General features: G+C 58.1%; 20 protein-coding genes, 1 tRNA gene and 1 pseudogene. 18 read left to right on the top strand and 4 right to left on the bottom strand.

Going from position 1 to position 21466, the window contains the following annotated elements; translation table 11 throughout:
* Positions 1-335 precede the first annotated feature (335 nt).
* The 10 genes and pseudogenes from FQ182_RS18640 (at position 336) to FQ182_RS18590 (ending at position 7752) form a co-directional block, all read left to right on the top strand.
* Positions 336-1034 carry a transposase gene (locus FQ182_RS18640; protein WP_149414245.1) on the top strand — a complete coding sequence of 233 codons (699 nt, stop codon included), beginning with the start codon at positions 336-338 and terminating at the stop codon, positions 1032-1034.
* Positions 1035-1075: 41 nt separating this feature from the next.
* Positions 1076-1549 carry a competence protein ComJ gene (gene comJ / locus FQ182_RS18635; protein WP_149414244.1) on the top strand — a complete coding sequence of 158 codons (474 nt, stop codon included), beginning with the start codon at positions 1076-1078 and terminating at the stop codon, positions 1547-1549.
* Positions 1550-1792: 243 nt separating this feature from the next.
* Positions 1793-2269, top strand: a complete 477-nt coding sequence (locus FQ182_RS18625) for a hypothetical protein (protein ID WP_149414243.1) — start codon at positions 1793-1795, stop codon at positions 2267-2269.
* A gap of 111 nt (positions 2270-2380) precedes the next feature.
* Entirely contained in the window at positions 2381-2962 is a 582-nt protein-coding gene (locus FQ182_RS18620) for a hypothetical protein (protein WP_149414242.1), read from the top strand.
* Positions 2963-3003: 41 nt separating this feature from the next.
* Positions 3004-3684 carry a CsgG/HfaB family protein gene (locus tag FQ182_RS18615; protein ID WP_149414241.1) on the top strand — a complete coding sequence of 227 codons (681 nt, stop codon included), beginning with the start codon at positions 3004-3006 and terminating at the stop codon, positions 3682-3684.
* A gap of 29 nt (positions 3685-3713) precedes the next feature.
* Entirely contained in the window at positions 3714-4073 is a 360-nt protein-coding gene (locus FQ182_RS18610; RefSeq protein ID WP_149414240.1) for a DUF4810 domain-containing protein, read from the top strand.
* Complete coding sequence (locus FQ182_RS18605; RefSeq protein WP_149414239.1) at positions 4070-4723, top strand: DUF799 domain-containing protein; 654 nt, start codon at positions 4070-4072, stop codon at positions 4721-4723. Before FQ182_RS18610 ends, FQ182_RS18605 begins: the two co-directional genes overlap by 4 nt.
* Positions 4724-4856: 133 nt before the next feature.
* Positions 4857-6530 (top strand): annotated as a pseudogene (locus FQ182_RS18600) (von Willebrand factor type A domain-containing protein).
* A gap of 32 nt (positions 6531-6562) precedes the next feature.
* Positions 6563-7135, top strand: a complete 573-nt coding sequence (locus FQ182_RS18595; protein ID WP_149414238.1) for an RNA polymerase sigma factor — start codon at positions 6563-6565, stop codon at positions 7133-7135.
* On the top strand, positions 7132-7752 hold the full coding sequence (locus FQ182_RS18590; protein WP_149414237.1) for a hypothetical protein: 621 nt from the start codon (positions 7132-7134) through the stop codon (positions 7750-7752). Before FQ182_RS18595 ends, FQ182_RS18590 begins: the two co-directional genes overlap by 4 nt.
* A gap of 69 nt (positions 7753-7821) precedes the next feature.
* Here FQ182_RS18590 and FQ182_RS18585 read toward each other — a convergent pair whose 3' ends face one another.
* Together FQ182_RS18585 and FQ182_RS18580 are read right to left on the bottom strand one after the other, a co-directional pair.
* Positions 7822-8862: a virulence RhuM family protein gene (locus FQ182_RS18585; protein ID WP_149414236.1), complete on the bottom strand. Its 1041-nt coding sequence runs from the start codon at positions 8860-8862 to the stop codon at positions 7822-7824.
* A gap of 80 nt (positions 8863-8942) precedes the next feature.
* Positions 8943-9019 (bottom strand) — tRNA-Arg (locus FQ182_RS18580).
* Positions 9020-9413: 394 nt separating this feature from the next.
* Here FQ182_RS18580 and gabD point away from each other — a divergent pair.
* The 3 genes from gabD (at position 9414) to FQ182_RS18565 (ending at position 13663) form a co-directional block, all read left to right on the top strand.
* Positions 9414-10856, top strand: a complete 1443-nt coding sequence (gene gabD / locus FQ182_RS18575) for an NADP-dependent succinate-semialdehyde dehydrogenase (protein WP_149414235.1) — start codon at positions 9414-9416, stop codon at positions 10854-10856.
* 186 nt (positions 10857-11042) lie between these two features.
* Positions 11043-12320 (top strand): 4-aminobutyrate--2-oxoglutarate transaminase, encoded by a 1278-nt coding sequence (gene gabT / locus FQ182_RS18570; protein WP_149414234.1) that lies wholly within the window; start codon positions 11043-11045, stop codon positions 12318-12320.
* Between the two features lie 134 nt (positions 12321-12454).
* Positions 12455-13663: an HDOD domain-containing protein gene (locus tag FQ182_RS18565; protein WP_149414233.1), complete on the top strand. Its 1209-nt coding sequence runs from the start codon at positions 12455-12457 to the stop codon at positions 13661-13663.
* 9 nt (positions 13664-13672) lie between these two features.
* Here the strand turns inward: FQ182_RS18565 and FQ182_RS18560 are convergent, their stop codons facing one another.
* Both FQ182_RS18560 and desA read right to left on the bottom strand, forming a co-directional pair.
* A complete protein-coding gene (locus FQ182_RS18560; RefSeq protein ID WP_149414232.1) occupies positions 13673-14674 on the bottom strand; it encodes a sensor domain-containing diguanylate cyclase in 1002 nt (333 codons plus the stop codon).
* Between the two features lie 227 nt (positions 14675-14901).
* Positions 14902-16086, bottom strand: coding sequence for a delta-9 fatty acid desaturase DesA (gene desA / locus FQ182_RS18555; protein WP_149414231.1), 1185 nt, complete (start codon positions 16084-16086; stop codon positions 14902-14904).
* A gap of 166 nt (positions 16087-16252) precedes the next feature.
* On the opposite strand from desA, the gene dibA reads away from it, so the two are divergent.
* The 5 genes from dibA (at position 16253) to cysW (ending at position 21466) form a co-directional block, all read left to right on the top strand.
* Positions 16253-18163: a phosphodiesterase DibA gene (gene dibA, locus FQ182_RS18550; protein ID WP_149414230.1), complete on the top strand. Its 1911-nt coding sequence runs from the start codon at positions 16253-16255 to the stop codon at positions 18161-18163.
* 187 nt (positions 18164-18350) lie between these two features.
* A complete protein-coding gene (gene oscA, locus FQ182_RS18545) occupies positions 18351-18533 on the top strand; it encodes a sulfur starvation response protein OscA (protein ID WP_003170956.1) in 183 nt (60 codons plus the stop codon).
* A gap of 77 nt (positions 18534-18610) precedes the next feature.
* Positions 18611-19621: a sulfate ABC transporter substrate-binding protein gene (locus tag FQ182_RS18540; RefSeq protein ID WP_149414229.1), complete on the top strand. Its 1011-nt coding sequence runs from the start codon at positions 18611-18613 to the stop codon at positions 19619-19621.
* A 140-nt stretch (positions 19622-19761) separates the two neighbouring features.
* The gene (gene cysT / locus FQ182_RS18535) at positions 19762-20580 is read left to right on the top strand and encodes a sulfate ABC transporter permease subunit CysT (protein WP_133103001.1); all 819 of its coding nucleotides are present in this window, start codon (positions 19762-19764) and stop codon (positions 20578-20580) included.
* 13 nt (positions 20581-20593) lie between these two features.
* On the top strand, positions 20594-21466 hold the full coding sequence (gene cysW, locus FQ182_RS18530; protein ID WP_149414228.1) for a sulfate ABC transporter permease subunit CysW: 873 nt from the start codon (positions 20594-20596) through the stop codon (positions 21464-21466).

Raw genomic sequence — 21466 nt, 5'->3', positions numbered from 1 at the left:
TAAAAAAACTCCAGATGAGTCGATTAAATAAATCCGCCCCCGTTGACCGTCCCCATTGCTTTGACCCCTATGCCGCCGAGGACAAATTGATGGATAGCTTGGCTTGGCTTGAGAGCCTCAAGGAGTCATTCGCTTCAACCGGCCTGGATTATGAAGATCTTTATGAATTGATAGAGGCTTCCATATAGCGAGCAGGAAAATAGGGGTCAGACCACGTTTTAAGGCTGGCAGAGTTGCTCTTTAAAAACATGATTTATTTTTTGTAATTGTTCTGTTTTTGTCGCCCTCGTGATAGGCGGCTAAGCTAAAAACTCTTGTCCAGTTATGAGTTTTCTATGCCTCGACGTCCTAGAGTTTTATTGCCAGATATCCCATTGCATATTATTCAGCGGGGAAATAACAGGTCTGCATGTTTTTATTCAGATGACGACTATCTTTTTTACATTGATAACTTAACTGTGCTTGCTGAAATGTATGGCTGTAAAGTCCACGCATTGTGCCTGATGACAAACCACGTGCATTTGTTATTGACTCCTGCCTGCTGTGCAGGAGCTGGTTTACTTATGAAAGGGCTGGGGCAGCGTTACGTCCAATATGTAAATCGAACATATCAACGAACGGGCACTCTTTGGGAAGGACGCTTTCGCTCTTGCTTGGTTCAGCAAGACGACTATGTTTTGGCTTGCTATCGATATATAGAAATGAACCCGGTTAGAGCGGGTATGGTTGCTCACCCGGGCGAGTATCGTTGGACCAGCTATAGAGTGAACGCACAGTGCGAGCCATCAGATTTTATCAGCCCGCATCCGGTTTATAGAAGCTTAGGCAGCAATATTTCGCAACGAGCAGAAGCTTACCAGTCTATATTCAAAGACCGGCTTTCCCCTGAGCTAATAGAGAAAATTCGACTATCTACAAACGGCAATTACGTTTTGGGTGGTAAGAAGTTTGCTTCAGAGGTCGCACAGGCATTAGGTAAAAGAGTTTCTCGGGGTATAGCCGGACGTCCAAAAAAATGTGAGTTAGAAGAATAGTGGTCTGACCCCTATTTCCCATGATTTAAGGTGTGGCGCTGATGGCAAGGTTTGAAGAGGGCGCGTATGTGTCGTACTCACAAATTTGTGTATTTTTAAGCTCGCTCGATCATCCGTATAACGATTGGAGTGATCGGAGCTATTCGCAAGGATTTGCTTGGAGGGTAGGAAGCGCTTCCTTTAAAACTTTGGTTGATGAAGGGGATCATAAAATTAATCTTTTCATCAATGAAGAAAAACCGCCTTTGAGCGCTGGGGTGGTGCGGGCATTTAGAGTTCCGTTCACTGTAAAAGACAAAAATGTTGAAATCGGTAGCCTCTCAGATGTCATTCCTCTAGAGCTACCAGAAGGAAACTATGCCCTTCAGGTCGAATTTATCAGCCCTTCTTTAGATGGGGTGTGCGAGATAAATGTCCGCTTGAACAAAGGGGCCTGTGGGTTTGAAGTGCTGAGGGCAGATGCTGAAATTAACGGCCAGGATGATTTTGATCTTGATGCGGTGCCCGCCACTTAAGCGTGTTTACGACTATAAATCGGGCGGCACCCAGGCCGCCCGGCTTTTACTCAGGATGGATCGGCATTGAGTCGGCGACTGATGACATCCAGCAAATCACACCCATCGCGCAGCGGGTTTGATACCGAGGGGGTAATGCTTAAGGCGAGTTATGCGTTTTAAGCAATACGATCGGTAGAAAACAACGACGTCTGGCCACGTTGAATAGGTAGTCTGACCCTATTGTTATGGAGTTCTCCACCCATGCTGATGAAGCTCAGCCCAAAGAAAAAGAGAAGTGCTCGCAACTTTTATTGGTCGATAGGCGCCGTGGTGGTCATTGTGATCATCGGCCGTTTTGTCTCCTTCAACGGGCAGAAAAAAGAGGTTGAGTACCTGACCCAACTCACCGCTTACTTCGATAATCTGACTCGAACCACCCTGCCCAAACAGGTAGACGCCGCCACTACCCTCGAAAGCATCCAGCTGGTGTACGGCTACACGCTGTTTTATCGCTACCGGGTCAACTTTGCCGCCGACAGCCTGGGCGCTGCGCAAAAAGCCCAGGGCCAGCAGGAGCTGCAGCAAAAGCTGGAAGCCCTGGCCTGTGGAGAGCCGGAGCTGATCAGTAACATGCGCAAGCACAAGATCTATCAGGAGCATTCGTATCAGGACGCGCAGGGCAACACGGCGTTCAAGGTGTATATCCGGCCAACCGAGTTGAAGTGCCCGAACCAGTGACGGTGTGATGCTCCCCTGGAGCTTGGACCGAAACACCTTGAGAACCCCTCTTAACCCCGTAAAATGCGGCAGCCGTTACAACGCGGATACTTTTCAGGGATGAATTCATACATGCGCGTCTTTGCCTTACTCCTGGCCCTCTCTTTTTTGGCCGGCTGTGCCTCCAAGCCCGAGTACTACATTTCTCCGGCGCCGGTAACCATTCCCAAGACCGCTACCTACTGGCTCGACACCTTTGACGTTGATGTGGTGGGCAAGAACGAACGTTTTTTGCCGGATGACAAGGTCCGCCAGCAATTGGGCGTCGACTTGATCGACCGCCTGCTCAAGGCCAAGCGCTACGCCACCAGCAAGGAAAGTGCGGATTACCTGCTGGGTGTGGACGTTATCTATACGCGACGTATTCAAGATACCCAAGGCGGCTTCATGACGGCCATCGTTGACGACCACACCATCCTCGCCAGTGTCGACTTTAACTATTCGGTCAAGATCAAAAAGGCCGGCGCCGAGATACTGCACTTTTCCCAGGCGCGCCAAGGGCTGATGCCCAAAGGTTACAAAGGCGACTGGCAGAATTTGAAAACCATGGCCGGTGCGCTGACTAACACCGGCAATTCCAGTGTGGAGCCTTTCTACACCGGTTTGTTGAGCCGCTTCATTGTCGATGACTTACGCGATATTCCGTCCCGCTAGCGTTACCTGCTGCACCCGATTTCTCACTCTAGGAGCACCCTGTGAAAACACTGTCCAAAATCCTGCTGTCGGGCTTCACCGCCGCAGCGCTGCTGACCGTGGCCGGTTGTGCCACGGAGAGCAACCGCGCGATGCCGGTGGAACAAGTCGCCAGCGCCAACATCGCCTATTCCGGCGTGCGCGTGCCGATTGCCGTGGGCAAGTTCGATAACCGCTCCAGCTACATGCGCGGCATCTTCTCCGACGGCGTTGACCGCCTCGGTGGCCAGGCCAAGACCATCCTGATCACCCACCTGCAGCAGACCAACCGCTTCAGCGTGCTGGACCGCGACAACATGGGTGAAATCTCCCAGGAAGCCGCGATCAAAGGCACCGTGCAAAAGCTCAAGGGCGCTGACTACGTGGTGACCGGCGATGTAACCGAGTTCGGCCGCAAAGAGACCGGCGACCGCCAGCTGTTCGGCATCCTCGGCCGTGGCAAGACCCAAGTGGCCTACGCCAAAGTCGCGTTGAACATCGTCAACATCAGTACCTCCGAAGTGGTGTATTCCACCCAGGGCGCCGGTGAATACGCGCTGTCCAACCGTGAAGTGATCGGCTTCGGCGGCACCGCCAGCTACGACTCCACCCTCAATGGCAAGGTCCTCGACCTGGCCATGCGCGAAGCGATCAATCGTCTGGTAGACGGCATCAACGCCGGCGCCTGGAACCCACGCAACTGATCAGCAGATTTACAAGGAGTCGTACACGGATGAACAAGGCAGTGACGTTGGCGCTGATGCTGACAGTTTTAGCAACAGTAGCGGGGTGCCAGACGGCGCCCAAGCCTCTCTATCAATGGGAGAGCTACCAGCCGCAGGTTTACGAATACTTCAAGGGTGAGCCCAAGGAAGCCCAGGTCGAAGCGCTGGAGCGGGATCTGCAGAAGATCAACGCCAGTGGCCGCCAGGCGCCGCCGGGCTATCACGCCCACCTGGGCATGCTGTACCTGAGCATGGGCAAGGATGACCAGATGGTGCAGCAATTTCGCACCGAGAAGGCGCTGTTCCCTGAGTCCGCGGCCTATATGGACTTCCTGCTCAAGAACGCCAAGACCGGAGACGTCAAATGAGCCTTTTGAAACTCACTGGCGCTTTGCTGGCCCTGGCGTTGCTGGGCGGTTGTGCAGCACCCAAGACCGTCGACTACTCGGCGTTTAAACAGGCCCGGCCCAAGTCAATCCTGGTGCTGCCGCCGATCAACGAATCGCCGGAAGTGCAGGCGTCCTACAGCCTGGTATCGCAGGTGACTTACCCGTTGGCCGAAGCCGGCTACTACGTGTTGCCGATCGCCCTGGTGGATGAAACCTTCCGCCAGAACGGTCTGACCACGCCGACGGACATCCAGGGCGTGGCACCGGGCAAGCTGCATGAAATCTTCGGTGCGGACGCCGGGCTGTACATCACCATCACCGAGTACGGCACCAGCTACATGCTGATCTCCAGTGAAACGGCGGTGACGGCGTCGGCCAAACTGGTAGACCTGCGTACCGGTGCCACGCTGTGGACCGGCTCCGCTCGCGCCTCCAGCGAAGAGGGCGGTAACAATGGCGGCGGCGGTCTGGTGGGGATGCTGATCACCGCAGCGGTCAAGCAAATCATCAACAGCTCAACCGACGCCGGCCACCCGATTGCCGGCATCACCAGTGCGCGTCTGCTGTCGGCAGGCCAACGCACCGGGATTCTGTACGGGCCGCGTTCGCCCAAGTATGGGTCGGACTGATTGACCTGCAATAAACAGCCTGGCTACCTTCGGGTAGCCAGTTTTCGTATTTAAAATCTGCGGTTTTAACCCGAACCGTAATTGCCTTGCGTCTGACCTTGTGAACGGATCATTCACTCCCGAGGTTCAGCCCATGTCCCGTCCTCTTCTTCTCTTGCGCCCCGCAGCCCAGGGTTTTGCCGTCACCTTGCTGGTGGCGCTCGCCGGGTGCGGACTGTCCTCGTCCAGGGATGTGGCCAAGACAGCCGAAGCAGCCCCTGTTACCCCCAGCCCCGAATTGCATAGCGAGCCGGCTCGCGCTCAGGGTGCGTTGAGCAAACGCATGGCCATGCCTGCGCCGATGGCCTCACGGTTGGTGATGAGCGATTCGGTCGCGATGGAATACCGCGCTGAACCCCGCGAGCAGTACCAGAACCTGCCGGACAATCCGATCCATAGCGTCGCCGAAACCCCGGTGTCGACCTTCAGTGTTGATGTGGACACCGGCAGCTATGCCAACGTCCGACGCTTCCTCAACCAGGGCAGCCTGCCGCCTCAAGGCGCTGTGCGACTTGAAGAAATGGTCAATTACTTCCCCTACGATTACGCGCTGCCCAACGATGGCTCGCCCTTTGGCGTGACCACCGAGGTGGCGCCGTCACCGTGGAATGCCCACACCCGTTTACTGCGCATCGGCATCAAGGCTTCCGACCGCGCCGTGGCAGACCTGGCGCCGGCCAACCTGGTGTTTCTGGTGGATGTGTCTGGCTCCATGGACCGCCGCGAAGGCCTGCCACTGGTCAAGAGCACCCTGAAACTGCTGGTGGATTAGCTGCGAGATCAGGACCGGGTGTCTCTGGTGGTCTACGCCGGTGAGTCGCGCGTGGTGCTCAAGCCGACCTCGGGTGGTGACAAGGCGAAGATTCGCAACGCCATCGACCAGTTGACCGCTGGCGGTTCGACGGCAGGCGCCTCGGGTATCGAACTGGCCTATCAAATGGCCCGGGAAGGCTTTATCGACAAGGGAATCAACCGCATCCTGCTGGCCACCGATGGCGACTTCAACGTCGGCATCAGTGACTTCGACAGCCTCAAGCAGATGGCGGTCGAGCAGCGCAAAAGCGGCGTATCCCTGACTACCCTGGGGTTTGGTGTGGATAACTACAACGAACACCTGATGGAACAATTGGCCGATGCCGGCGATGGCAACTACGCCTATATCGACAACCTGCGCGAAGCGCGCAAGGTATTGGTGGACCAGCTCAGCTCGACCCTGGCGGTGGTGGCGCGGGACGTTAAATTGCAGGTGGAATTCAACCCGGCGCAGGTCAGTGAGTATCGCCTGCTGGGTTATGAAAACCGCGCGTTGAAGCGTGAGGACTTTAACAACGACAAGGTCGATGCCGGTGAGATCGGTGCGGGGCATACAGTGACGGCCTTGTATGAAATCGTCCCCAAGGGTGAAAAAGGTTGGTTGGAGCCGCTGCGTTATGCCACTAAGCCTGTATCAGGCGGCACGTCTGGGGAGCTGGCGATCTTGCGCGTACGCTACAAGACCGTCCAAGGAGGCAGCAGCCAGTTGATAGAACGCCCCATCAGCAGCGAGCAAAGCGCCGGCAAGGCCAGCGATGACCTACGCTTCTCAGCCGCCGTGGCAGCCTTTGCCCAGCAGATCAAGGGTGACGGTCGCTACACTGGGAACATGAGTTTGAAAGACACGGCTGCCTTGGCTCGTTCTGCCCGAGGCGACGACCCGTTTGGCTTGCGCAATGAGTTCGTGCAATTGGTCGAACTGGCGCAGAGCCTCAAGGCCTCGGTCAAACACTGAAGATGCTGAAAAGAAAGGAGTTCGCCACCCCCATGCCCGCTCCAGTTGATTCACCCAGCGACGAATCGCTGCTGGCCCGCTATCGCACCGGCGACACTGCCGCATTCGAGGCCTTGTACGCGCGCCATCGACAAGGCCTGTATCGTTTCCTCGTGTCCTTGAGCAACAAAGTGGAACTTGCCGAGGAAATCTACCAGGACACCTGGCTCAGCTTGATCCGCAGCGCCACTCAGCCTCAAGGGCGAGCGAGTTTTCGTACCTGGCTGTTCCAGATTGCCCGCAACCGCCTGATCGATTACTGGCGTAAGCACGGCGTCCACAATCCGCTGCACGACAGCTACGATGAACAGCTTCACGCCCAGCCCGACGACAGCGGCAGCCCCGAACAACTCTTGAGCCTGAGCCGCGACCAGGGCCGTCTGGACGCCGCGTTGCAAAACTTGCCCGAAGACCAGCGGGAAGTATTCCTGCTGCGCCTGCACGGTGACCTGGAGGTGCCGCAAATCGCCGCGCTCACTGGCGTCCCACTGGAAACGGTCAAAAGCCGCTTGCGTTACGCCCAGCAGAAATTGCGTCGACTGCTGGCCGAGGAGGTACCCGTATGACTGACTCCCGACACACACCGAATCCCGACGACGAAGTGCTGATCCAACACTTTCGCCCACACACCAGCGGCGAACCGCCTGCTTCCCTGGACGCGTTCCTGCTGGCCACCGCCCGCCGCGAAGCCCCGGCGCCCCAACCAAATCTGTGGCAACGCTGGCTGCTGGCCTGCCAACGGCCACGCTGGCAAATGGCATTCGCCACCGTTGCCGGTGTGGCGCTGATGATTGGTTTGGTGGTGCGCTCGCCGGTGCCCAATGCCGACCTGCCCGCGCCAGCGGCGGCGCAGTACTCCGCCAGCCGCGAGGAACTCGCTCGCCCAGCGCCGCAAGCGTTGCAAGCGCCCGCACCGCCCATGACTCGACTCGCCATGGCACCCCAGGCGGACAGTGTGCAGGTTCAGGCTGAGGTGGCGGGAGCCATGGCGGACGAGTCTGTGGCAAAAATGAGCAAGCGAATGGCTGTCAAGCCACAGTCCCTGGAGCAAGGGCTTCAGGAAATTGTGCGCCTGCGCCAAGCGGGAGAGGCCAAGGCGGCCGATGAAAAGCTTCTGGCGCTGTATAAGCGCTTTCCCCAGGAAGACTTGCCGACTCGGCTGGAGGCGTTGCAAAAGCCATAAGTAAACGGCGGCCACAAAAAAGCCCCAGGTCTTTTGACCTAGGGCTTTCGTTCTAAAGACTAAGGCGTTTCAGTAATTCTTCTTCTGTGACATCGCACGCAATGCCTCAATGCTCAATGTCTCTCCCTCTGTTTCTTTCAGAGTCCTGCGTTGTTGGTTATAGCGTTCGTACTCCAGCTTCGCTTTATCATCGGCTGCATGCTTGCTGATTTGTCCTGCACCTTGCAGAATTTCGCGGTCGTTGAAAGCTAGAAATTGATCCAGCTTCTCCTGCCAGTCGCGTAGGAAAATTTGCTTACGTCTCAACGCCTGATCTTCGGCAAAGTCCAGCCACATGGTGACAATGCGATTCAATGCAGAAATTTCGTGCTGCTGAAGATAGTTTTTAGCGATGGTCACATCACCCTTACGTACTTCATCACCCTTGAAACTGGTCAGGCCCATGTTCGGTTTGGCGGCATCAACACGTTGAGTAATTAACTCGGCAGCGGTCAGTCCGGTGCTGGCGAAATGAAGTTTGTTTTGGATGATCTGGAAGAATGTTGTGGTTTCACTATTCGACGGAGTGTAGTCGGCCGCCATCGCAAAAATTTCCCGGACTCGCAGATAGACCCTGCGCTCACTCGCGCGGATATCGCGAATGCGTTCAAGCAATTCGTCAAAGTAGTCAGGAACCAACGAACGACCCACGGGAGGGTTTTTCAGCCGCTCGTCATCCATGGCGAAGCCTTTGACCAGATATTCCTGCAGGATTTGCGTGGCCCACTGACGGAACTGAGTACCGCGCTTAGAGCGTACCCGATACCCTACCGCCAGAATCAGCGGCAAGCTGAAGTATCTGACGTTGTAGGGTTTGTCGTCGGCGGCAGTTGTTCGGTAAAACCGAACAACTGAATCCTCCACCAGTTCGCCCTCGGCGAAGATATGGCTGATATGTTCGCTGATGGTGGCTTTTGCCTTGCCATACAGCTCACAGATCATTGCCTGCGAGAGCCACAGGGTGTCGGTATCGAAGCGGCACTCCAGGCGAACCAAACCGTCACCGCTCTGGAACAACAACAGTTCACCTTGTGGTGCGGGAGGATGTTCGGTCTGGGTGCTATCGCTCATGTGAGACCTCTGTGATCGGGCTGATCGATAGTCTACAAAAAAGCCCCAGGTCTTTCGACCTGGGGCTTTTCGTCTGTATCTGGTGCACCCGGCGGGATTCGAACCCACGACCCCTGCCTTCGGAGGGCAGTACTCTATCCAGCTGAGCTACGGATGCTTGTGCGGGCGCCATCATACCCATGTCGACCTTGGGCGTCCATGCTGGTTTTCGGCCGTCTGCCGGCAGGATTCTGGAGTGTCGAGGCTCTGCCCCGGGCGGTATGGGTCGTTGGCACTGAACCAGGGGCAAGTACGCTGATCAGAAAGTTTCGGCAAGTACGCCGTTTTTGTTCTTTTTTTCGAACAGACTATTGTCCTTTACCCCCATTGATCCTAGGATTCGTTTGAGATTTCAAACGCTCCTCCCTGGGTGCTGAACCGCACATCTGTCTTTCGTGCGCTATTTATGTGCTTGCGCCCGGTGAATGATTTCCCTGACGGCAGCCTTCAAGGCGCCTTTCAACAACTCTAATTTGCTCCGCGCGTGCGCGGTGCTGTTAAGGAAAGCCGACATGCAGCTTAAAGACACCCAGTTGTTCCGCCAGCAAGCCTTCATTGATGGCGCTTGGGTCGATGCGGACAACGGTCAGACGATCAAGGTTAACAACCCGGCTACCGGCGAAATTCTGGGTACCGTGCCGAAAATGGGCGCTGCCGAAACCCGCCGCGCTATCGAAGCGGCCGACAAGGCCCTGCCGGCCTGGCGTGCACTGACCGCCAAGGACCGTGCGAACAAGCTGCGTCGTTGGTTTGAACTGATCATCGAAAACCAGGACGACCTGGCTCGCCTGATGACCCTGGAACAGGGTAAGCCGCTGGCCGAAGCCAAGGGCGAAATCGTCTACGCCGCCTCGTTCATCGAGTGGTTCGCCGAAGAGGCCAAGCGCATTTACGGTGACGTGATTCCCGGCCATCAGCCGGACAAGCGCCTGATCGTGATCAAGCAGCCGATCGGCGTGACCGCTGCTATCACGCCGTGGAACTTCCCCGCCGCGATGATCACCCGTAAAGCCGGCCCGGCCCTGGCTGCCGGTTGCACCATGGTGCTCAAACCCGCCTCGCAAACGCCGTTCTCCGCGTTCGCCCTGGCTGAGTTGGCCCAGCGTGCCGGTATTCCCAAAGGCGTTTTCAGCGTGGTCTCCGGCAGTGCTGGCGATATCGGCAGCGAGCTGACCAGCAACCCGATCGTGCGCAAGCTGTCCTTCACCGGCTCTACCGAAATCGGTCGCCAATTGATGGCCGAATGCGCCAAGGACATCAAGAAAGTCTCCCTGGAATTGGGCGGCAACGCGCCGTTCATCGTGTTTGACGACGCAGACCTGGATAAGGCCGTCGAAGGCGCGATCATCTCCAAGTACCGTAACAACGGCCAGACCTGCGTCTGCGCCAACCGCCTGTACATTCAGGATTCAGTGTACGACGCGTTCGCCGAGAAACTGAAAGTGGCGGTGGCCAAACTGAAGATCGGCAACGGTCTGGAAGAAGGCACTACTACCGGCCCGCTGATCGACGAAAAAGCCGTGGCCAAGGTTCAGGAGCACATCGCCGATGCCCTGAGCAAAGGCGCAACGCTGCTGGCCGGGGGCAAGGTCATGGAAGGCAACTTCTTTGAGCCGACCATCCTGGTCAACGTGCCGAAGAACGCCGCCGTGGCCAAGGAAGAAACCTTCGGTCCTTTGGCACCGTTGTTCCGCTTCAAAGACGAAGCCGAAGTGATCGCGATGTCCAACGACACCGAGTTCGGCCTGGCCTCCTACTTCTACGCCCGAGACTTGGGCCGTGTGTTCCGTGTGGCCGAAGCCCTGGAATACGGTATGGTCGGCGTCAACACCGGGTTGATCTCCAACGAAGTGGCGCCGTTTGGCGGCATCAAGGCTTCGGGCCTGGGCCGTGAAGGCTCCAAGTACGGGATCGAGGATTACCTGGAAATCAAATACCTCTGCCTGGGTATCTAAACCCGGCAAGGCATTGCGTTAAACGCAAAGGGCACGAGAGCGCTGTCCCTTTGCGTGTTTCAAAATGTTATTACGCAAGTGGCCGGAAAGCTGTGGCAGTCGATCATCGCATGCTGCCGTAGTTGCCTCCCGCCACGTACTCCTTGAGCTACGCCGCCCGATGAGCGGCGAATGAGGACTTTTTTGATGAGCAAGACCAACGCTTCCCTGATGAAACGCCGCGAAGCCGCAGTACCGCGCGGTGTCGGCCAGATTCACCCGATCTTTGCCGAGTCGGCGAAGAACGCCACCGTGACCGACGTTGAAGGTCGCGAGTTCATCGACTTCGCCGGCGGTATCGCCGTGCTGAACACCGGCCACCTGCACCCGAAAATCATCGCGGCCGTGACCGCCCAGCTGAACAAGCTGACCCACACCTGCTTCCAGGTGCTGGCGTACGAACCTTACGTTGAACTGTGTGAAAAAGTTAACGCCAAGGTGCCTGGTGATTTCGCCAAGAAAACCCTGCTGGTGACCACCGGTTCCGAAGCTGTAGAAAACGCCGTGAAAATCGCCCGCGCCGCCACTGGCCGTGCCGGCGTGATTGCCTTCACTGGCGCTTACCACGGTCGCACCATGATGACCCTGGGCCTGACCGGTAAAGTCGTGCCTTACTCGGCCGGCATGGGCCTGATGCCTGGCGGTATCTTCCGTGCGCTGTACCCGAACGACCTGCACGGTGTGAGCGTGGATGATTCCATCGCCAGCATCGAGCGCATCTTCAAAAACGATGCCGAGCCGCGTGATATCGCGGCCATCATCATCGAGCCGGTGCAGGGCGAAGGCGGTTTCTACGTCGCGCCTAAAGCCTTCATGAAGCGCCTGCGCGAACTGTGCGACCAGCACGGCATCCTGCTGATCGCCGACGAAGTGCAAACCGGCGCTGGCCGCACCGGTACTTTCTTCGCCATGGAACAGATGGGCGTTGCCGCCGACCTGACCACCTTCGCCAAATCCATCGCTGGCGGCTTCCCGCTGGCCGGTGTGTGTGGCAAGGCTGAATACATGGACGCCATTGCGCCAGGCGGCCTGGGCGGCACCTACGCCGGTAGCCCGATCGCTTGCGCTGCTGCGCTGGCGGTGATGGAAGTGTTCGAAGAAGAGCACCTGCTGGACCGCTGCAAGGCGGTGGGCGAGCGTCTGGTAACCGGCCTCAAGGCCATCCAGGCCAAGTACCCGGTGATCGGTGACGTGCGTGCCCTGGGCGCGATGATCGCGGTTGAGCTGTTCGTCGATGGCGACAGCCACAAGCCGAACGCCCCGGCCGTGGCCGCTGTGGTCGCCAAGGCCCGCGACAAGGGTTTGATCCTGCTGTCCTGCGGTACCTACGGCAACGTGTTGCGCGTACTGGTGCCGCTGACTTCGCCGGACGAGCAACTGGATAAAGGCCTGGCGATCATTGAAGAGTGTTTCTCCGAGCTCTGATTTAGCGTGACCTGATCTACAAAAAAACCGCTTCGGCGGTTTTTTTGTACCCTCAGAAACATATCGAGGGAATTTTCCTGTATCCAAATGCCTGCATTGTCTAAGGTGCAAGGATTGCAGAGGGAGCGTGCTGGATGGTTGCTGTTGATTTGCCTGCTGTACCCCGTGTGTTGATCGCCGAGGCGGACCCCTGGTCGCGGGATCTGCTCAAGCAGGTATTGTTGAATGTGCGCTGTGACGCACGGCTGGACGTGTGCGCCGACGGGCAGCAAGCGGCTGCGCTATTGAGTGAAAAACCCTACGACCTGATCATCGCCGACTGGGATCTGCCCGGCGTCGACGGCCTGAGCCTGTTGCGTACCGTGCGCCAGCGTCGGCGTACACCGGCGTTGCCGTTCATCCTGCTGAGCACCCGCAACGACAGCGCCAGCGTGCGCGAAGCATTGCCCCTGGCGCCGACCGCGTACTTGACTAAACCCCTTAACATGGAAGGCCTGACCCAGCGTCTGCAGGACTTGCTACTTAACGAGGGTGAAACCGTTTGCTGTGAAGTCCCGGCCCTGGCTGCCGGCATGACCCTGCCGGTGTTCCTGGAGCACCGCCGCGAACTGTCCGATGGCGCGCCGCTGCGGGTCGACGTCAAGGCGGTGGTGCAACACAGCCTTGCGCCGGAAGGCCTGGACCTCAGGCGCTTGGAAGAGCAGGTCAAGGTTGATCCGCAAATCACTGCTGTACTGATCGCCGCCGCCAACAGCGCCGGGCATCACGGCGTTCCGGTGCAAACCTTGTCCATGGCCCTGCACAAGCTGGCGGCCGGGCAGAGCATGAATTTGATCCTGGGCCTGGCCCTAAAGCACAACGTGATCTTGAGCGACGCCAGCCTGGTGGATTACGCCGAACGTCACTGGCAACTGTCCCAGCGTACCGCCGATTACGCTCGCTCCCTGGCGCGCATGCTTGATCTGGACCATGAGCGCTGCTACAGCGCCGGCATTCTCCACCGGTTGGGCGATTTGGCGCTGCTGCGGTGTTTACAGGAGTGGCGCCAGGGCGGTGGCGAACTGGATGTCGAACTGATTGGCGAGTCCCTGTATACCTTCGGCGCCAACTACGGCTCGGCGTTGCGCATCCGCTGGCGCTTGCCGCTGGAGCTGCGTCAGCTGATCGCGGCGATCTATTCCCTGGAAGGCGGGGTGTATTCCCGTGAAGCGCTGGTGGTGAACATAGCGGCGCAATTGGCGCGGCTGAGCGAGCATGAAGGCGTCGAGGAACTGGCCAGGGGCAAGACGGCGCGGTTGCTCAAGGTCGGTTTGTCGGAGCTGATGCGCATCCGCAAGGTTTGATGCTGATCATCAGCCCGAGATAACTCGATTCTTGCCCCGGCGCTTGGCCTCATACATCGCCGTATCGGCTCGGGCGAACAGGCTGTCGAGGTTCGCATCGTCGCCAGTCATGTTCGCCAAGCCCTGGCTGACAGTTACCCCGTAGCTCTGTTCTTCATGGCTGAAACTCAGCTGCGCAACCTCCTGCCCCAGACGCTCGGCTACCTGCCTGGCCATTTCCGGCGCGCAACCGGGCAGTACTGCGGCAAACTCTTCGCCGCCAATGCGCCCGAACAAATCGCCACGGCGTAAAACTCCTCGACCGCTCTCGGCGATACGCTGCAGTACCTGATCACCCTCCAGATGGCCGTAGGTATCGTTGACGGTCTTGAAGTCATCGATGTCCAGCAACAGAAATGCCAGTGGCGTGCCTTGGACGCAGGCGCGCTCGAATTCATGGTTGGCGCATTCGAAGAAGTGCCGACGGTTGCTGCTTTTGGTCAGCGCATCGGTGGTGGCCAGGCGTTGCAGTTCCAGCTCCAACTGCTTTTTTTCGGTGATGTCTTCAGCGATGCCCACCACGATGATCGGCTGACCGGGTTCGGCCTGCTGATTGATAAAACATTTATCGCTGAGCCAGCGGATCTGCCCGTCTGTGGTGATGATGCGGTACTGGCGGTCTTCCACGGCGCCTTTGTCCAGCACCAGCGCCAGGCTGTATTCGGCGTAATCGACGTCTTCGGGGTGGATGCTGTTGTGCCATTCTCTGTGGTCGGCCATCAACAGGCCCGCCGCGCGCCCAAAGATGCGCTCGTAGGCTGGGCTGACATACAGCACGCGACGGGTGTCCCACTCGATCGCCCACAGCACGGCGTTGACGCTGACCAGTAACGAACTCAACAACTGCTCGCGTTCACTCAGGCGCTCCACTTCGCCCTGGGCATGCTTGAGCGCCAGCAACGTGGCGGTAGCCGCAGGTCGTGCCTGCTCAGCGATGGGAATATCGGTAGGGGAGGTTTTTTCGTGGACCATCGGCACAGCTCTCTCTGGGTGTGCCGCAGGATCAGATAGCGGTCACAACAAGGTGCGCCAGGATGGCGAAGTGTTGTTTGAGAGAGGAGATTTACAGCGAAGTTCCGTTATTGGTGGCGATTGAGACGGAAAATTCGGTGACTGTGTAATGGCGCCAAAAAACTGTGGGAAGGCTTGTTGTGGCGAGGGGACAAGCCCCTCGCCACAACAAGCCCTCGGGCATCCAATCAGACCGGTGCAGGACGCAGTGAGTAGGTTTTCAACTGATGGGCAAAGTCACGCAGGGATTGAATCCCGCTGGCCTCGGCCTCGTGGACCCATTCCTTGATCGCCGCCAGCATGTCGTGGCCATTGGTGCTGGTCTTGAGCCAGATCTGTTGCAGCGCCAGACGTTTTTCGTAGATCACTTTCAACGCCTGGCTGTGCTCCAGCATGCTTTGGATGCGCAGGTGATGGCGGTCATCCAGCAGGCTGGTTTCCCGCGACAGCAAGCGTTTGGCGCGATGGAACTGGTGACGGACGGAATGATCGACCTTCTCCAGCTCCTGCTTGACCAGCGGCGCAATCACCAACTTGCGGTACTGGGCCATGATCTGGAAGCGGTTGTTGAGGATCGCCATGGCGGTGTCCATGTCCAGGTGGCCCTTGCCTTCGACCCGGTGGGCGATGGGCGCAACGCGCTGGACCTTGGCCAGGCGCAGGAAGCTGAACACCTTGATCCAGGCCCAGCCCATGTCAAATTCCCATTTCTTCACCGACAACTTGGCGGAGTTGGGGTAGGTGTGATGGTTGTTGTGCAGCTCTTCGCCGCCAACAATGATGCCCCAGGGGATCAGGTTGGTCGCCGCGTCACGGCATTCGAAGTTGCGGTAGCCGACGGCATGGCCCAGGCCGTTGATCACGCCGGCGGCCCAGAACGGAATCCACATCATCTGGATGGCCCAGATGGTGATGCCGATGGTGCCGAACAGCAGCAGGTCGATCACCCCCATGATTGCCACGCCCAGCATCGGGAAGCGGGTGTAGAGATTACGTTCGATCCAGTCTTCCGGGCAGTTCTTGCCGTAGATGCGCAGGGTCTCGGGGTTTTCCGCCTCGGCGCGGTACAGCTCGGCGCCCTTGCGCAGGACGGTGGACAGGCCCTTGATCACCGGGCTATGAGGATCGTCGACGGTTTCGCACTTGGCGTGGTGTTTGCGGTGGATGGCAGTCCACTCGCGAGTGTTCTGCGCCGTGGTCAGCCACAGCCAGAAGCGGAAGAAGTGTTTCAGGCCAGCATTGAGCTCCAGGGAGCGGTGGGCTGAATAACGGTGTAGATAGACGGTGACCCCGACAATGGTCACGTGGGTCATCAACAGGGTGACTGCCACCAGTTGCCAGGCCGACAAGTCAAGAAAACCGTTGTACCACATAGGTTGTATGGCCCTCAGATAAAGAAAAAAATAGCATCCGCATTATCACTCAGCACACGGATAAAACCAGTCACCGTTTCAGATAAGACTTACAAAGTGTTTCCTACCCTATAATCCTGACTCTTTGTAGGGTGATTCTGGTTTTTGAGTAAGGATTACTAACTATATGTTGTTTTCATACCGAGGTGCCCTGCGTGCAGGGCTGGTGTACCTGCTGGTTTCTATTGTGTGGATACAGCTCAGCCAGCGGTTATTGATCAATCTTTTCGATGAGCCGACGGAGTTGATCCACTGGTCGATAATGCGGGGGTATGCCTGGATTGGCCTGAGTGCCCTTGTTATTTTTCTACTGTGCGCCCGTTTTGCCCGGACAAACCTGATCCAGCAACCCTTGAAGGAAAACCGCGAGCGCCTGCGCCAGGCTGCAGCGGTGTTCGATTGCACCCGCGAAGGGGTGCTGGTCACCGATGCCCAAGGCCTGATTGTCCACGTCAACCGTGCCTTTATCGAAATCACCGGCTACCGATGTGAAGACGTCATGGGTCGCCAGCCCAGCCTGTTCAAATCCGGGCGCCATTCGGCGGTTTTTTATGAAGAAATGTTCCAAACCCTCGGGCGCGACGGCGAATGGAGCGGCGAGATCTGGAACCGCCGAAAAAGCGGCGAAATTTATCCACAGTGGCAGACGATCCGGGTCATCCATGATGATCACGGTCGAATCAGCCACTACGTAGCCGTATTCTCCGATATCAGCGCGATCAAACATTCCGAGCACGAACTTGCGCACCTGGCGCACCACGACCCGCTGACGGACCTGCCCAACCGCCTGCTGTTCACTGACCGTGCCGAGCAGGCGCTGGCATCGGCTCAGACTCACAAGCGTGGCTGCGCACTGCTGTTGCTCGATCTGGACCACTTCAAAATTATCAACGACAGCCTCGGCCACAATGTCGGCGATCAGTTGCTCAAGGCCGTGGGCGAACGGTTGCAAGGCCTGTTTGGGCCCGGCGTAACCCTGGCGCGCTTGGGGGGCGATGAGTTCGCGGTGCTGGCGGAAAGTTGTCCACAGGTGGTTCAGGCTGCCGCCATGGCACAACTGATCATCGACAGCATGAAAGATCCGTTCACCTTCGACGGCAATCAACTCTTTATCAGCGCCAGCATTGGCATCAGCTTGTTTCCCAGCGATGCCCTGAGCGCCGAGCAACTGCTGCGCAACGCAGACTCCGCGCTGTTCAAGGCCAAAAGTGCCGGCCGCGAAGATTACGCCTTGTACACCGAGGAGCTTACCGCCCACGCCCAGCACCGAGTAGAGATCGCCAGCGAACTGCGCCGTGCCCTTGAACAGCAGGAGTTGCGGGTCTATTACCAGCCTGTGCACGACCTGCAAGGCAGCCGCCTGATCGGCGTCGAAGCCTTGGTGCGCTGGCAACATCCGGTGCGCGGCCTGGTTGCGCCTGCGGAATTTATCCCCATCGCCGAACGCACTGGGCTGATTGCCGATATCGATGCGTGGGTCATGGACCAGGCCTGTCGCCAGATGTGTAAGTGGTTGGAGGAGGGTGTGAACTTGTCGTTCCTCGCCGTGAATGTCTCCAGCCGCTTGTTTGCCCGGCGCGAACTGTACGACCAGGTAGCCAAGGTGTTGCACGAGACCGGTCTGGACCCGGCTTTGCTGGAGTTGGAAGTCACCGAAAGCGCGGTGATGAACGATCCGGAAGTGGCCCTGGAGCAACTGCACCGCCTGCGGGAACTGGGCTTGAGCCTGGCCATCGACGACTTTGGCACCGGCTATTCGTCGCTGCTGCGCCTCAAGCGCTTGCCGGTGCAGAAGCTCAAGATTGACCAGGGCTTCGTCGCCGGTCTGCCGTGGGATGAAGATGACGCGGCGATTGTGCGGGTGGTGATTGCCCTGGCGCAGAGCATGGGCATGCAGGTGCATGCCGAAGGCATCGAGCAGGTTGAGCAGGCGCGGTTCCTGCTGGACCTGCAGTGCGACATGGCCCAGGGGTATTGGTTTGGCAAGCCGATGCCGGCACAGGAGATTGATTGGGCAAGGGCGCCCGCGATTCGTTAGAACCCTGCTACGAAATATCTTCCCCGCAAAAAACCGTCGCAACCCCCCGCCCCAGTAGAAAATTCTTTCTGGTTATATAAACATTCTTAAATAGTATTTTTAAGAATATCCGCGCTTATCTACTATCGCCCTCACGCCGCAAGCAGTGCCGCCACTGCCAGGCACTTCTCATTTCAGGAGCACGACCATGAGCGCATCTCTACGTAGCGTTGACGGCCAGGACGAAGCAGCCATTTTGCGCGAGATCCAGAGCGCCCTGCGCGACCTGCGGTTTGGCGCAGTGGAAATCACCGTGCACAACGCACAAGTGGTACAGATCGAGCGTAAAGAGAAATTCCGTTTGCAGAATCCGGGTAACAAACCGAGCTAAAGCAAGATCGGCGATTCGATTGCGTCACCTGCACTTATAAGAAAAAGCCAACACACAAGAATTTCAGGAGCTTCTCTATGTCGTCGATTCGCCGTTATGCCCTGGCTGCACTGGCCAGCGCCGTGTTTGCAGGTTCCGCCGTTGCCAAGGACTACGAGTTGCTCAACGTCTCGTACGACCCTACCCGTGAGCTGTACCAGGATTACAACGCTGAGTTCACCAGCTTCTGGAAGAAAGAGCATCCGGGCGACAACGTCAAGATCCAGCAATCCCACGGTGGTTCGGGCAAGCAAGGCCGGGCCGTGATCGACGGCCTGCGTGCCGACGTAGTCACCCTGGCCCTGGCCGGTGATATCGACGAAATCGCCAAACTGGGCAAGACCCTCCCGGAAAACTGGCAGACCCGCCTGCCGGACGCCAGCACCCCGTACACCTCGACCATCGTGTTCCTGGTGCGCAAGGGCAACCCTAAAGGCATCAAGGACTGGGGCGACCTGATCAAAAACGACGTCTCGGTGATCACCCCGAACCCGAAAACCTCCGGCGGCGCGCGCTGGAACTTCCTCGCCGCCTGGGCTTATGGCCTCAAGGCCGGTGGCAGCGAAGCCAAGGCCCAGGAATACGTCAAGGAGCTGTTTAAGCACGTGCCGATTCTCGACACCGGCGCCCGTGGCTCGACCATTACCTTCGTCAACAACGGTCAGGGTGACGTGTTGCTGGCCTGGGAAAACGAAGCCTTCCTGGCGCTGAAAGAAGACGGCGGTGCCGACAAGTTCGACATCGTGGTTCCATCGCTGTCGATCCTCGCCGAGCCGCCAGTGGCCGTGGTTGACAAGAATGCCGAGAAAAAGGGCAACACCGAGATTGCCACGGCGTACCTCAATCACCTGTACAGCCCGGCCGGTCAGGAAATCGCGGCGAAGAACTTCTACCGTCCACGTGACAAGGACGTGGCCGCCAAATACGCCCAGCAGTTCCCGAAACTGGCCCTGGTGACTATCGACAAAGACTTCGGCGGCTGGAAAACTGCCCAACCGAAATTCTTCAATGACGGTGGCGTGTTCGACCAGATCTACACTGCCCAGTAAGCCACACTACTTGTAGGAGCGAGCTTGCTCGCGAAGATCGTCAACGATGACGCGGCATTCTGAATGAACGCGTTGCCCTTGAATTCTTCGCGAGCAAGCGCGCTCCTACAGTGGCATCTACCCGTTAACCAAGGACTTTTATGTCGCGTCGTACCTCCCCCGTCATACCCGGCTTCGGGCTGACGCTGGGCTACACCTTGGTGTACCTCAGTCTGATTGTGCTCATACCGCTAGCGGCGATGTTTGTGCATGCCGCCCAACTCACCTGGGATCAGTTCTGGGCCATCATCTCGGCGCCTCGCGTGTTGGCGGCGTTGAAGCTCAGCTTCGGCACCGCGTTGTACGCCGCGATCATCAACGGCGTGATCGGCACGCTGCTGGCCTGGGTGCTGGTGCGCTACACCTTCCCCGGCCGCAAGATCATCGACGCGATGATCGACCTGCCGTTCGCCCTGCCCACCGCAGTGGCCGGTATCGCACTGACTGCTTTATATGCGCCTGCCGGCCTGGTGGGCCAGTTCGCCGCCGACCTGGGCTTCAAGATCGCCTACACCCCGCTGGGCATCACCCTGGCGCTGACCTTCGTCACGCTGCCATTTGTGGTGCGTACGGTGCAGCCGGTGCTGGCCGATATCCCCCGGGAAATCGAAGAAGCTGCTGCCTGCCTGGGTGCCAAGCCGTTGCAGGTGTTCCGCTACATTCTCGTACCGGCGTTGCTGCCCGCCTGGCTGACCGGCTTCGCGCTGGCCTTCGCCCGAGGTGTCGGTGAGTACGGTTCGGTGATTTTCATCGCCGGCAACATGCCGATGAAAACCGAGATCCTGCCGCTGCTGATCATGGTCAAGCTCGACCAATACGACTACACCGGCGCTACCTCCATCGGCGTGCTGATGCTGGTGGTTTCCTTTGTCCTGCTGCTGCTGATCAACTTGTTGCAGCGGCGCATCGAACGTCCATAAGGAGGCGCGCACAATGTCCCAATCGTCTATTGCCGCCGCCTCGTCGGCCAACGCTGCCCGCCGTGGCAGCGCCGTATCCCGGCGCATCCTGATCGGCCTTGGCTGGCTGGTCTTCGCCCTGTTTTTGCTGCTGCCGCTGTTTATCGTGGTGTCCCAGGGCCTGAAACTGGGTTTGGGTGCGTTCTTTGCCGCGATCTTTGAACCCGACGCGCTGTCGGCACTGAAACTGACAGTGATCGCCGTGCTGATTTCGGTGCCGCTCAACGTGGTGTTTGGGGTCAGCGCCGCCTGGTGCGTGAGCAAGTACTCGTTCCGTGGCAAGAGCATGCTGGTGACGCTGATTGACCTGCCGTTCTCGGTATCGCCGGTGATCGCCGGCCTGGTCTATGTGCTGATGTTCGGCGCCCAGGGCTTCTTTGGCCCGTGGTTGCAGGATCACGACATCCAGATCGTCTTCGCCTTGCCGGGCATCGTGCTGGCGACGATCTTCGTCACCGTGCCGTTCGTGGCCCGTGAACTAATCCCGCTGATGCAAGAGCAGGGCACCCAGGAAGAAGAAGCCGCACGCCTGTTGGGTGCCAACGGCTGGCAGATGTTTTGGCATGTCACCGTGCCGAACATCAAGTGGGGCCTGATCTACGGTGTGGTGCTGTGTACTGCGCGGGCCATGGGTGAGTTCGGTGCGGTGTCGGTGGTGTCCGGGCACATTCGTGGCGTCACCAATACGTTGCCGCTGCACGTCGAGATTCTCTACAACGAATACAACCACGTCGCCGCGTTTGCCGTTGCGAGCCTGTTGCTGATCCTGGCGCTCTTCATCCTGCTGCTCAAGCAGTGGAGCGAGAACCGTATTAACCGCCTGCGCGCCGGTGCGGCTGAGGAATAA

The organism is Pseudomonas sp. ANT_H4, assembly GCF_008369295.1.
GTDB lineage: Bacteria > Pseudomonadota > Gammaproteobacteria > Pseudomonadales > Pseudomonadaceae > Aquipseudomonas.
The sequence above is the reverse complement of the archived record's forward strand: the minus strand, read 5'-3'. Positions and strand labels throughout refer to the sequence as shown.